Raw genomic sequence first — 12,373 nt, forward strand, 5'->3', positions numbered from 1 at the left:
CTACGGTGGCCAAAGCGACGACGAAGACGAAAACGAAGACCAAGACCAAGGCAACCGGCGCCGGCGGCAGGACCTCCGGGCGCAGCAGGCCCGACGCCGGAAGCGGCGCACGCCTGATCGTGCGCCACTACTGCCAGGGCATCGGCGACTGCCATCTCCTGGGCTTTCCCAGACGCGACGGGACGACCTTCTGGATCCTCATCGACTGCGGCGTGCACAGCGCCGTGTCGGGCGGGGGCGACTTCATGAAGGGGGTGGCGACGGACATCATGGCGCTGACCAGGGGCGTCATCGACGTGCTCGTCGTCACCCATGAGCACACCGACCACGTCTCCGCCTTCCTGAGCGCGAAGGAGGTGTTTTCGCCGCTGCAGGTGGGGGAGGTCTGGCTCGCCTGGACGGAGAACCCGGAGGACCCCCAGGCGCGGGAGCTCGACCGCTACAAGACCCACGCGATGGCGGCCCTCAACGGGGCGGTCTCCCGCCTCGCCGAGGCAGGCCTGGGCGAGCGGAGCTTCGGCGCTCTCGGCGCCGCGGTCGAGCACGTGCTCAACTTCTCGATGGGGGCCAAGGGCGACAAGGTGCGCGCCGCGCGCGATGCCGCCATCAAGCTCACGAAGGGGCCCGTGCGCTACTTCGAGCCGGGCGCAGGCCCCCTGCCCTTGCCCGGTGTCGACGGCGTGCGGGTCTACGTGCTCGGGCCGCCCCGCGACAAAGCCCTGCTGGGCGTGACGGAACGCGCGAGCGAAATGTATCTCGGATCCGGAAGCGGCGGTTCGGCATTGAGCCTGGCGCTGGCCGGCGGCATGGCCGCGGCGCTCGGCGGCTCCGCCCTGGACGAGGGCTGCCCGTTCGAGGCGGATGTCGGCACCAGCTTCTCGCTGCTCGGCGGCGCCAAGGAGCCGGACCCGAAGCGGCCGGTGAAAGCGGCGCTCGCCGAGTTCGCGCAGGCCCGCTACTTCGGCGACCTGCCTGCGCCGCCCGCCCTGACGCCGACCGGACAGCCCAGGCGAAACGGCGTCGACCGCAATGAGATCGACCAGGCGTGGCGGCGCATCGACGCGGACTGGCTGGGCCTTTCCGCCGACCTCGCCATGCAGCTCGACCAGCGCACCAACAACACCAGCCTCGTGCTCGCCTTCGAGTTCGTGGACACCGGCCGCGTCGCCCTGTTCGCGGCGGACGCCCAGGTGGGCAACTGGCTGAGCTGGCAGGACCGCTCCTGGACCGTCGATGGAAAGACCGTCCGCGCCGCCGACCTGATGGCGCGCACCGTCTATCTCAAGGTGGGCCACCACGGCAGCCACAACGCCACCCTGAGGGCCAAGGGTCTGGATCTGATGACGCATCCCGACCTCTCGGCCTTCGTGCCCGTGAAGGCCACCGATGCCGCGAATGTCGGCTGGAAGGAGATGCCCTACGGACCCATTCTCGACGCCCTGGCGCGGGCCTGCAGCGGCCGCGTGATCCGGGCCGACGATGCGTGGCTGGAAAGCGGCAAGCCGCCCTTCGCCGTGCCGTCCGGCTCCATCCGTGACCTGCGGCCCAGCAAGGCCGCCCAGGGCAGGGTCGAAAGATGGGTCGAGATCCACCTGGCGTGACCGCCATGCGCGGCTCGCGGCTGGCGTTCCTGCACGGCGACAGGCGCACCAGCGAGTTCCTCGACTGGCAGCCGTGGCTGGAGAAGGCGGCCCGGCTGGTCGGCAAGTTCGACAGGGAGCTCTACGACGATCCGTTCTCCTACAACGAGACGGCGAGCGTGAGCCTGCTCGCGTCCGCCGCGACGCAGGCCGGGTATCTGGCGCTGGCCGAGTTCATCGTGTGGAAGGGCCACAAGGCCGACCGGCGCATGAACGCCGCCGGCCGTTGCGACCTGTGGATCTATGCCGAGCGCAAGACCTACGCCCTCGAGTTCAAGCAGTCGGTCCCCCTCGCCGTCACCGAAGCCCGCTGGACGGCCTCCATGAATGCCGCCCGCCAGGCCGCCAAGTACCTGCGCGCCGACGAAGCCGACGAGCGCGTGGCCGCCCTCGTGGTGTCCCTCTGGCAACTCGACGACGACGACCTCGACGACGCGCGCGAGACGCTGACCGCGCTGGCGGAACGCTGCGACTTCGCCTGGCACATCCAGCGGAAGGATGGCGAGGCGAGCGACACGTTCCTGTACTTCGACGTGATGTGACCGTGGGGGGGGCAATCAAAATGTGGATGAGAGGAAAACCTCTACATTCTCCAGATCCAATTGAATCTCTTTTTTCTAGAGATAGCGCTCGAATAACTGCGTCCACTGACCACTGAATCTGCTTCAGCAGCAAAGCTACACTAACGAACGCCCCCACCGTGTGATTGCATCAAAGTATGGAACGACAAAATGGTTGAACCAGGCGGTCCGGCTGCAAACGCAGGCGTGCACTATCAAAACACAATTGCCGCCTTGTACTTGGGTCGAATGCTAGATCCTCGACCTCGTCCTGAACACGACCGAATTGTTGAGATCCACTTAGAAACCCTTGAGCCGGTGGATGACATTCTTGTCGTCTGCGGCAATGGCTCAAAAATTTTCATCCAGGTTAGAATAAACATCTCTTTCAATTCCCCCGAATTTAAAGATTTATTCTGTTCTTTTTGGGAGCAGATTCAAAGAAAAATCTTTACACCTCACGATCGGATCTCTTTGATCATCGGCGTTCCGTCAAATTCTGCAATTAATCTCAGGGAGTGTGCAAGGCGAGCTTCTACGTCAAATGACCGGAATGATCTTCTTGCACGACTGAACGAATCACAAAAGCGAATACTCAAAAAAATCGATGAAATACTGAAAAAATTTCACCCCGATGCATCTATATATGTTTTAAAATCACTAAACGTTGAAGTTATAGATCGTACTACTATAGAGCGCGATCTATCTCCCATCTGGATGCCTCCTGCGAACTTGTCGCCCGATCAAATTTTATCGATACTGACGTCTGTTTCGTTGATTGGCTCGCAAAATCGATTTCGATTTTCACTGGAAACACTTATAGACGAGCTGAATAAGCACACAACGATCGAGATCGAATACTCAAATCGACTGATTTCAACTTATTCGTCGCGAGTGTTTCCTGGACCGCCAGTTCATTTTGTCGGTCGCGATAACGACGTAGCACAGATCAGCAGTACAATATTGTCTCAGGCAATTGCTGGCAAAGGCGCCTCGATTCTTATTACAGGGCCGCAAGGGATTGGAAAGAGCGCCCTTTCCTGCGCAGTTGGGAGTCAAAGAAAAATGATCCGCCAATATGGAGGCAGACGTTGGTTCGTCGAGCTCGAACGCACATCCACCAACGCTCGTTTCCAGGATGAAATTGCAAGGACGGTTGGAATTGATCCGAGACTGGGATTCGACGCGACGCTTACCTTCCTCGGGAAGGCGCCAGGATTGCTGGTTCTCGACAATTTGGAAACTTGTTGGGCGCCACTTCGTGAACGCGCACTGACAGAGACGTCTTTGGCGAAGTTATCTCGCGTTCCCGCACTATCAACGATTGTGTCCATGAGTGGATGTCGAACGGTTGGTAGCGTAGCGTGGAGCATGATCCATGAGGTGGATGACCTAAGCCCTCAGGCGTCACGGAATCTGTTCCAAAAGACTGCCCAGACACTATTCGAACGAGACCCTGACTTGACGCCTCTTTTGAAGAAGGTTGGTGGTAATCCATTGTCGATCATGCTTGTAGCGTTGCGCTCCTATCGCCTAGCATCCCTTCGAGAGCGCTGGAGCGAGTGGCTAGGCATCGACGAAGAAAATGAAGCTCGTGGAAATCAGCCTTCAGGGGCCTCAAACTCGCTTCCCCTGTCAATTGCGTTGGCAATTAATTCAAGCGATTTGACTTCGGCTGCAAAACGGTTGTTCGCCCTACTTGGGATTTCGCCAGCTGGGCTGAAGTCTGTCGATCGGGATAAGCTCATTGGCTCGAGAGAAGAAGCCTCTCAAGCACAGGAAACTCTTTTGCGCTTCGGTCTTGCTGTCCAGCATGTGGATCGTATCGATCTACTCCCTGCCATTCGCGAGTATGCATCACGAAACGTGGCGCCCTCCCCAGAGGACCGAGGTCGTTGGCGTTCTCATTTCCTTCGACTGCTCGAGGCGCTGGGAGAGGCCATCGGAAGTCCAAAGGGTGCTGCCGCCATGAAGCGGCTTGTTCCGGAGTTTTCGAACCTTGAGGCATCGCTGCGCGATTGCATCTCTCAAGGGCACAGGGTCGAAGCGATGGCAGCAGTTGAAGGCTTCCGACTGCTCACCTACATCGGGTCCCTACCAACTCAAGTGTTCAAGGAACTCGCCCGAGCGTGCAGAAAAGCAGACGATGTGAGGGGCGAGGCCCTGTGCCTCCGAGCCAAGGGCGATGTACTCCTTGCCCGCACCAAACACGCTGCGGCTCACAAAAGCCACGAGCAGGCGATCATCCTTTCACGCATTGCCCGCGATCACAAAGGGGAGGCAGATAGTTTCGTGCGCTTCGGTGAGATTCACTTCGCGCGTAGCGAATTTGACCAAGCACTTCTTTGTTATGAACGAGCTAAATCTCTTTATCAGAAGGCAAAAATACAGAGAGGTGTAGCTAATTGTATCAAATTCTTTGGCGACATTGCCTTCGCGCGAGGCGATCACGTACATGCGCGGGCTCACTTCAAACTTGCCCAGAGACGTTATTTGAAACTGGAGCATAACCTCGGCGCCGCGAATTGCGCGGCTAGGCTGGCAGAACTTAGCTTGGAAAGGCGCAGGTACGACGAGTCTAGGAAGCACTATCAATCAGCTATGGCTCTTTTCAAGAATGCAGGCGACCCCCGCGGCCAGGCGAATTGTATCACGGGAGAGGGATACATCTTTCTCGGGCGCAGCGATCCGGAAAAGGCTGAGCGACAGTTCAACCGATCGCTTACAATGCATCAAGCCGCAGGAGACCTGATGGGCGTGGCCCTCTGCCTCGAGGGGTTGGGTGCTACCCATCTTGAGCGGCGCAATTTCTCAGAGGCGAAGACTTGCTTGGAAAAAGCTAAGGACATCTTCCGCGGTCTGAACGCTTTGTCAGGTGAGGCGTCATGCCATGTTCGGCTGGCGCGCGCGGCTCGGGCCCAATCGAAAGCTAACAGTGCAGTCGCGAAAATGTACGAGCTGGCGCAGAAGCTCTACCGGACCGCAGACGACCTGATCGGGCAAGCGGACTGTTACGTCGGCCTCGCTGAGATCGCCCACGAAAATCGGCGCCGGGCTGCAGCCCGGAAGGCGTTTGGAAAAGCGATCAAGCTGTATGATTTCGCTGGCGCCAAGATTGCGTCCGCCGAGATCCGAGTGCGGTTGGCGCATTTATAGAGCCGTCTTCCCCCTCACGGGCTCGCGCGCAGGAAGGCGCCGACCAGCGCGATCGTGGCCTTCGGATTCTCCTCCATGATCCAGTGGCCCGCATCCGGCACGACGTCGCCCTTCACGCGGGTGGCCGCGAACGCCATGACCTCGGCCATGGCGAGGCCGAAGGACTTCTCCCCGCCCAGCGCCAGCACGGGCATGTCGAGCTTGCCCGCGGCGACGAAGGCCTTGTTGTCGAGGGCGTCCTGGTCGAAGGCGGCGAACTGGGCGAAGCCCGCATGCATGGCGCCCGGCTGGGCGTAAAGCGCGGCATAGTGGGCGCGCGAGGCTTCGGAGAAGCGGGCGGGGTTGGCGGAGAACTCGTTCCAGAAGCGGTCGAGGTAGATGCGCTCGCGCCTGGCCACGAGCCTCTCCATGTCAGGCCCGCCGAAGCGGAAGTGCCACAGCAGCGGGTTCTTGAGGATCTCCTCCCAGGGTCCCACGCCGGGCAGCGGCGCGTCGATGAGCACGAAGCGCCCCACGGCGCCGCGGTGCTGCGCGGCGAAGGCATAGCCGACCATGTTGCCGATGTCGTGCGCGACGAGGTCGACGCGATCCACACCGAGCGCGCTCAGCACGCCGGCGATGTCCTGGCCCTGGGTCTTCTTGTCGTAGCCGCCCGAGGGCTTGGCGGACAGGCCCATGCCGCGCAGGTCGGGCACGATGACGCGGTGGTCTCGCGCCAGGTCGGCGGCGAGTGGGCCCCACATGTCTCCCGTCTCGCCATAGCCGTGCAGCAGGACCACGGCGGGCCCCTGCCCTCCCAGGCGCACGTGCAGCGTGGTGCCGTTGGTGGCGATCTCGCGCGTGGTGAAGTCGGCCGGGAACGGCGCGGGCTGCGCCGTGGCCGATAACGGCATCATCGCCGTGACGGCCAAGGCCACGGCGGTCAACGTCATCAGGGTGTGCATGGGGGGCTCCGGGGGATCGAGGGGACGCTCGACAGCAAGGTGCCTCTCCGCCATCGTCGGCAGTAGCCGCCGTCCGGCGTTTCGGGTGTTCGGAAAGGGCGAACGATGCTGAAGCTCGATGGCGTCTCCGCCTTCGTCAGCGTGGCCGAGGCGGGATCGATCACGGCGGCGGCCCAGCGCCTCGGGCTCGCCAAGTCGGTGGTAAGCGAGCGCCTGGCCGAGCTGGAGCACGTGCTGGGCGCCCAGCTGCTGCAGCGCACCACCCGTCGCTCCACGCTGACCGAGAACGGCCGAACCTTCCTCGTCCGCGCCCGGCGCCTCATCGCCGAGGCCGAGGATGCGGTGGCCGAGCTGGCCCAGCGCGGCAGCGAGCTGGCCGGCCCGCTGCGCCTGTCCGCCCCGGTGAGCTTCGGCACGCTGCATCTGGCAGGGCCGCTGTTCGCCTTTCTGGCTCTCCATCCCCGGATCGAACTCTCGCTCGAGCTCGACGACCGCTTCGTCGATCCCGCGGCCGACGGATTCGACGCGGTGATCCGGCACGGTCCGGTGCTGGACACGCACCTCATGGCGCATCGCCTGGCGGCGAGCACGCGCCTGCTCGTGGCCTCGCCCGCCTATCTGGCCGGGGCCGCGCCCATCGCGCGCACCGAGGACCTGGCGGGGCACCGGGCGATCCTCTACAGCCGGCGCGAGTCCGACTGGCGCTTCGAGGGGCCGGACGGCACGCTGGTGATCCGGCCGGGCTCCGCCCTGCGCCTGAACAACGGCATGATGATGCGCAGCGCGGCGCTGGCGGGGCTGGGGATCGCGCTGCTGGCGCGCTTCATCGTGGACGAGGACCTGCGCGCCGGACGCCTCGCCATGGTCGACGTGGGGCTTGCCCCGCAGGGCGCGGAACTCTTCGTCGCCCACCCGCGCGACAGGGCGACCTCAGGCAAGATCAAGGCCCTGGTGGCGCACCTGCGCACCGCCTTCGGCGACCCCGCCTACTGGGAAGAGCGCGCCTGACGCGCGCGCCTCACGCCGTGCCCGAGGAGGGGCTCACCAGCCCCGGTAGTAGTAGCCCGGCGCATAGTAGCCGCGGCCGTAGTAGTAGCCGTAGGGGCGCGGGCCGTAATAGCCGTAGTAGCCGGGGCCGTAGACGGGCGCCGTGCTGGCGGCGACCACCGCCCCGCCGACCAGGCCCGCCACCGCGCCGGCCGCCACGGCATTGCTGGCGGCCTGGGCATCCCGCCGGTTCTCGGCATAAGCCCCTTGCACACACCGGTTGTACGTGCGCGTGCCTGGCCGGTAGCCGGAATCCACGCACAGGTCCTGCGCGCTCATCATCGACTGTTCCGGGGTCTGACACCCCGCCAGGGAAATTGCGAGCAGGCCCGCCACGGCGAGGCTACGCACGACGTTTCGATCGCTCCGCAGGACCGTCCAACGCATCACCATCGTCCTCATGCTGCCGCTCCGGCGCAATCATGCGCTCAGGCGGTGCCCACACGTCAAGCGCGCAACATGGGGAGCGTGAATGCGCCTTTGGGGTGAAGGCTCAAAGGGGAACGGAACGGCCTCGCGACTTCGGCGCCCCCAAGGGGCGCAGGAGGGCGCGCGGGAGGGCGCTCTGGCCCAGGCCCCGTGGCGCTCCCCGCCGCTCAGTCACCGCCGGCGCGTGTGTCCCTGGTCGGCGCCGGGAAATGAATCGTGCCAGTTCGACATGGCGCCCGCGTCGAACAGGCGCTGAGCGAGCAGCACGGCCGCCGTGGCATTGGCGGCCGACGCGTCCGCGCCCACCTGGGCCGCCAGCTCGGGACGGTGGGTGAAGGGCGGCCCGCCCACCATGATGCCGAGCGCGGGGTTGCGGGAGTGCTCCCTGATCTGGCGGATGGTGGCCGTGAGCGAGGCGAGCTGCCCGTCGGAACTCGCGGTGAGGCCCACGACGGCGAACCACTCCGCCCGCATGAGGGGCGCCACCTGCTGCAGCGTGGTGCCGCGCTCGGAGCGGACGTCCCACCCGCCGGCGCGCAGGAACGTCTCCACCATCGCGACGCCGAACGAGTGCTGCTCCTCGGCGATCGACACCATGCAGACCCGCCGCTTCTCGCTGAAGGCGGGCACCGTGAACGACTCGTTGAAGACCGACAGGAACTGCTGCAGGCGCCCGACGCCGAGCATCACGTCGACGAAGCTGCAGGCGTCGTTGTCCCACATGGTTCCCAGGCAGCGCGCCGCCGGCTCCAGCAGCTTGAGGAACAGCTCGTCGCAGGACAGGCCCCGGTTCTTGAGCACGCTCACGAAATCGGTGGAGACCTGCACGTCCGGATCGAGCACCAGCGCCGCCAGCCGCGCGATCTCGGGCTGGGTCGGCCCCCGAAAGTCCGCCCCCTCGCCGATGGCGCCGGTGACGTGCAACTGCATCAGGCGCGGCAGGATCTCGGTGTGCACGATGGCCGAGAGCTTCCTGCGCGCCTGCGGCAACTTCGCCTGATCGAGGATCTCGGCCGCGACGAAGGGCGGGGCGACGATGCTGCCCGGCCACGGAACCGCGCCTGTGCTGCGGCCAAAGCCGTCGCCATCGTTCACCGCAGGCCCTCCCCCAAGCGCCTTCTCTGCTGGACCATCGTAGGCCCATCGAAGCGAGAGGCAAGGCAACAACGGCCCCTGCGACGATGCAGCCGGCCAGCGCCGGCCCAGCCCCATGATCCTTGGTCTTTCCGCCGCTCAGCTTGCGGTGGATTCAGGGGGGGCGGCGCGCTCGTGGGGCGCCCCTGCGTCGGCGCGGCACGAGGGCGCGACGCCGAAGCGTTTGGTGACGGGTCAATCTCGTGCCGCGCGGCGAGAACGCGACGGTGGGGCCGGGCGCATCGTCGATCGCGGGTCCGCAGAGACAGCGAAGGTGCGGCCCGTGCGAGGGTCCTCCGTCGCGGCGTTCATTCGGTGCCGGCGGTCACGCCTCGGCCCGGATCTTTGCCTCGGCCGCATCGGCAGCGTGGACGAACTCGGCCGCGAGCCAGGCATTGTCGTGCTTCAGCCCGGCCACCACCTCGCGGGCCCAGGCCACGTAGGCGAGGCGGCGTTCCGCGGGCCAGCCTTCGGCGGGGCTCGCGGCGACCGCGCGCAGGTTGCTGGTCTTGTCGGCGAGCTTCAGCAGAGCGGCGCGGGCCGACTTCTTCGGCGCGTTCAGGACCTGCAGCCGCTTGCGCTCGGCCTTCTCGAGGCTCTTGTCGTCGGTCACCTCGACGACCAGCGCGGCGACGTCCGCGCCGAACAGGCGCGCGATCTCCTGCGCCGGCACGCCCTGGTCCTCGATGGCATCGTGCAGGAAGGCCGCGGAGACCAGCGCGGGATCGCCACCGGCCGTGGCCTGGCCCACGAGGTGAGCCACCTCGATGAGGTGGTTGATGTAGGGCTCCTTCGCCTGGCCCTTGCGCCGGTCGGCGACATGCCAGCGGGCCGCGGCGTCCGCCGCCGCGAGAACCTGCGTCCATTCGGTCATGTGTTTTCTCCTTCATCGATGGCATGGGCGGACCGGCCGATCAGGCATGGCCGACACAGTCCGTCGTCGGGCGCGGCATGGCGGGATCGGCCGCTTCGGCTGCCCTCGCCTCCTCCTCCCGCCGGTCGTCCTCTCCCTGCTGAATGGCACTGCGCACCACCTGCAGGAGCTCCGGGCCGTAGCCGGAATAGCCCGCCCGGCGCGCCAGGATCCAGAGCAACTGGGTCTCGATGCGGCGGGTCCGCCGCGGATGGGCCTTCTCGAGATCGTCCACCATCCGCGTGATCGCGATCGCCGACCGGACGTCCTCATCTTGCTGCAGCCGGTCGTCGTCCTCGTCCTGGTCTTGGTCCACGATCGATGCGCCTCCCTGCGCTGCCGTCCCCTGACACCCTGAGCCTGCCCGGCCCGGGTGTCAGAACCTGTCATGGGAGAACCGTCGGTTGCGCCGTGCGCGGTTCCTGCGGGGCAAAGGGTGGGCGAGCTCCAGCGGCTCTCCATCGGTACGCGCTGCGGTGGCCCGCGCGTGACACCGAGTCCGTCGGGCGAGCGTCACCGCTCCCCTCGATCAGCGCGGGATCGGCGCTCCGGAACGGGCGGCCGCCGGAACGACCGGGGGCGCATGAGCCCGGTTCGCGGCAAGGTTGCGCGGCCTTCCGAAGGCATTTCAGCGGGCAATTTGACTTGGGGAGTGGTAGCGGAGGAGGGATTTGAACCCCCGACACAAGGATTATGATTCCTCTGCTCTGACCAACTGAGCTACTCCGCCCCAGGCTGCGGGGGGTCGGCTCCCGCAAGGCGAGAGGGATATAGGGCGGGGGTTCAGCCGCTGTCAAGGACGCAGGCGGGGCGGGGGCGGGTGTTGTCGCGCGGGCTTGGCGGTGGCATGGTGCGGTCCTGCTTTGTTCTCATCGCCGGCGCCGGAGCATCCGCCATGGCCAAAGCCCCTGGGGCACACTCCTTCGCCGCGATCCGCGCCCGGGCCGAGCGGCGCAAGGGCGGGGCGGAGGCGCTGGCGGCGTTACTGCCGGCAGTGAAGCCGGCTGCGGCGCTGGCGGAGGTTTCCGACGACCGCGTGCTGGCGGAGATGGCGAAGCGGGTGTTCTGCTCGGGGTTCGCGTGGCGGGTCATCGAGGCCAAGTGGGCGGGGTTCGAGGCGGCGTTCGAGGGGTTCGTGCCCGGCGCGCTCCTGTTCCAGCCGGACGAGTTCTGGGAGGATCGCATGCGCGACACGCGCATCGTCCGCCACGCGGCCAAGATCCTCTCGGTGAAGGCCAATGCCGGCTTCGTCATGGACGTGGCGCGCGAGCACGGCAGCTTTGGGCGGTTCCTCGCCGGCTGGCCGGCGGACGACCAGGTGGGGCTGCTCGCGCTGCTCACCCGGCGCGGCAGCCGGCTCGGCGGCATGACCGGGCAGATGCTGCTGCGCTTCCTCGGCTATGACGGGTTCGCGCTGTCGCGCGACGTGGTGGCCTGCCTGCGCGACGCGGGGGTGAAGATCGCCGAGCAGCCGACCTCGAAGGGGGATTTCGCGCGCATCCAGGCGCAGTTCAATGCCTGGGCGCAGGACACCGGGCTGCCGCGCACGCACCTGTCGCGCATCTGCGCGTTGTCGATCGGGGAGAACAGGGCCCCGCACGACACGCAGGAGGACGAGGCGTGAAGGTCACCCTGCTCGGCACCGGCGGGCCGCGGCCGGATCCCGCGCGCATGGCCACGACGACGCTGGTGGAGGCCGGTGGCGAGCCGCTGCTGTTCGATGCGGGGCGCGGCGTCATGGTGCAGCTCGTGCGGGCCGGCATACCGCTGGCGAGCCTGGCGCGGGTGTTCGTCACACACCACCATTTCGATCACATCGGCGATCTCTTCGACGTCATGCTCAACACCTGGATGGCCGGCCGCACGGCGCCGCTCACCATCTGGGGGCCGCCGGGCACACGGCAGATCGTCGATGCGCTGACGACCCAGGTCTACGACCGCGACATCGCCTGGCGCACACTGGCCGAGCCCTCCTCCGGCGGCTGGGCCCCGGTTGAGGTGAACGACATCGTGGCGGGGCCGGTGCTGTCCACGGAACGCCTGACGGTGACGGCCGAGATCGTCCGCCACGGGGACGGCCTCGGCCTGCCGGAGGCGTTCCTGCGCCGCTGGACCTGCCTCGGATACCGGGTCGAGGCGGACGGAAAGACCGTGGCGATCTCCGGCGACACGGTGGATTGCCCGGGCCTCGAGCGGCTGGCGGCGGGCGCGGACATGCTGGTCATTCCCTGCTTCCTGGCCCGCTCGGAAATCCGCGGCGACGACGCCCGGCGCCTCGCCACCCACATCATCGCCTGCGCCGACACGGTCGGCCGCGTCGCGGCGCGGGCCGGGGTGAAGACGCTCGTGCTCACCCATCACCGCCCGCGCCCGGACGACACCCTGCTCACGGAGATCGAGGCCGACGTGGCCCGGGTATTTACGGGCCGGATCGTGATGGGACGCGACCTGCTGACCCTGGAGGTGTGAACGGACGCAGCGGGGCCCTCGCGGGTCCATGAGCTCGCGCCATCGATCAGACACCCGAAGCTCCTGCCGGCCCACGCGCAC

The 12,373-nt window shown here is 66.1% G+C and carries 11 protein-coding genes and 1 tRNA gene; 6 read left to right on the plus strand and 6 right to left on the minus strand.

Annotation, left to right across the window (positions count from 1 at the left end):
- Nucleotides 1-5: 5 nt before the first annotated feature.
- From Q0Q47_RS21310 to Q0Q47_RS21320, 3 genes are all read left to right on the plus strand, one after another.
- A complete protein-coding gene (locus tag Q0Q47_RS21310) occupies nt 6-1,601 on the plus strand; it encodes a hypothetical protein (RefSeq protein WP_293864481.1) in 1,596 nt (531 codons plus the stop codon).
- Nucleotides 1,598-2,182: a hypothetical protein gene (locus tag Q0Q47_RS21315; RefSeq protein WP_293864484.1), complete on the plus strand. Its 585-nt coding sequence runs from the start codon at nt 1,598-1,600 to the stop codon at nt 2,180-2,182. Before Q0Q47_RS21310 ends, Q0Q47_RS21315 begins: the two co-directional genes overlap by 4 nt.
- Nucleotides 2,183-2,371: 189 nt before the next feature.
- Nucleotides 2,372-5,356, plus strand: a complete 2,985-nt coding sequence (locus Q0Q47_RS21320; protein WP_293864487.1) for a tetratricopeptide repeat protein — start codon at nt 2,372-2,374, stop codon at nt 5,354-5,356.
- Nucleotides 5,357-5,370: 14 nt separating this feature from the next.
- Here Q0Q47_RS21320 and Q0Q47_RS21325 read toward each other — a convergent pair whose 3' ends face one another.
- On the minus strand, nt 5,371-6,249 hold the full coding sequence (locus Q0Q47_RS21325; protein ID WP_293864565.1) for an alpha/beta hydrolase: 879 nt from the start codon (nt 6,247-6,249) through the stop codon (nt 5,371-5,373).
- Nucleotides 6,250-6,405: 156 nt separating this feature from the next.
- On the opposite strand from Q0Q47_RS21325, the gene Q0Q47_RS21330 reads away from it, so the two are divergent.
- Nucleotides 6,406-7,308: a LysR family transcriptional regulator gene (locus Q0Q47_RS21330; RefSeq protein ID WP_293864490.1), complete on the plus strand. Its 903-nt coding sequence runs from the start codon at nt 6,406-6,408 to the stop codon at nt 7,306-7,308.
- Between the two features lie 33 nt (nt 7,309-7,341).
- Here Q0Q47_RS21330 and Q0Q47_RS21335 read toward each other — a convergent pair whose 3' ends face one another.
- The 5 genes from Q0Q47_RS21335 to Q0Q47_RS21355 all read right to left on the minus strand — a co-directional run bounded on the left by Q0Q47_RS21335 (nt 7,342) and on the right by Q0Q47_RS21355 (nt 10,553).
- Nucleotides 7,342-7,560 (minus strand): hypothetical protein, encoded by a 219-nt coding sequence (locus tag Q0Q47_RS21335; protein WP_293864493.1) that lies wholly within the window; start codon nt 7,558-7,560, stop codon nt 7,342-7,344.
- Nucleotides 7,561-7,947: 387 nt separating this feature from the next.
- Nucleotides 7,948-8,871 carry a B12-binding domain-containing protein gene (locus Q0Q47_RS21340; RefSeq protein ID WP_293864496.1) on the minus strand — a complete coding sequence of 308 codons (924 nt, stop codon included), beginning with the start codon at nt 8,869-8,871 and terminating at the stop codon, nt 7,948-7,950.
- 364 nt (nt 8,872-9,235) lie between these two features.
- The gene (locus tag Q0Q47_RS21345) at nt 9,236-9,784 is read right to left on the minus strand and encodes an HD domain-containing protein (RefSeq protein ID WP_293864499.1); all 549 of its coding nucleotides are present in this window, start codon (nt 9,782-9,784) and stop codon (nt 9,236-9,238) included.
- Between the two features lie 40 nt (nt 9,785-9,824).
- Entirely contained in the window at nt 9,825-10,139 is a 315-nt protein-coding gene (locus tag Q0Q47_RS21350; protein WP_293864502.1) for a hypothetical protein, read from the minus strand.
- Between the two features lie 337 nt (nt 10,140-10,476).
- Nucleotides 10,477-10,553: transfer RNA gene (locus Q0Q47_RS21355), tRNA-Met, on the minus strand.
- A 165-nt stretch (nt 10,554-10,718) separates the two neighbouring features.
- Here Q0Q47_RS21355 and Q0Q47_RS21360 point away from each other — a divergent pair.
- Both Q0Q47_RS21360 and Q0Q47_RS21365 read left to right on the plus strand, forming a co-directional pair.
- Nucleotides 10,719-11,447, plus strand: coding sequence for a DNA-3-methyladenine glycosylase I (locus tag Q0Q47_RS21360; protein WP_293864505.1), 729 nt, complete (start codon nt 10,719-10,721; stop codon nt 11,445-11,447).
- Entirely contained in the window at nt 11,444-12,292 is an 849-nt protein-coding gene (locus tag Q0Q47_RS21365; RefSeq protein ID WP_293864508.1) for an MBL fold metallo-hydrolase, read from the plus strand. The genes Q0Q47_RS21360 and Q0Q47_RS21365 overlap by 4 nt, the downstream gene beginning before the upstream one ends.
- The last annotated feature ends 81 nt before the right edge of the window (nt 12,293-12,373 follow it).

The organism is uncultured Alsobacter sp. (assembly GCF_945952055.1).
Classification (GTDB): Bacteria; Pseudomonadota; Alphaproteobacteria; order Rhizobiales; family Beijerinckiaceae; genus Alsobacter.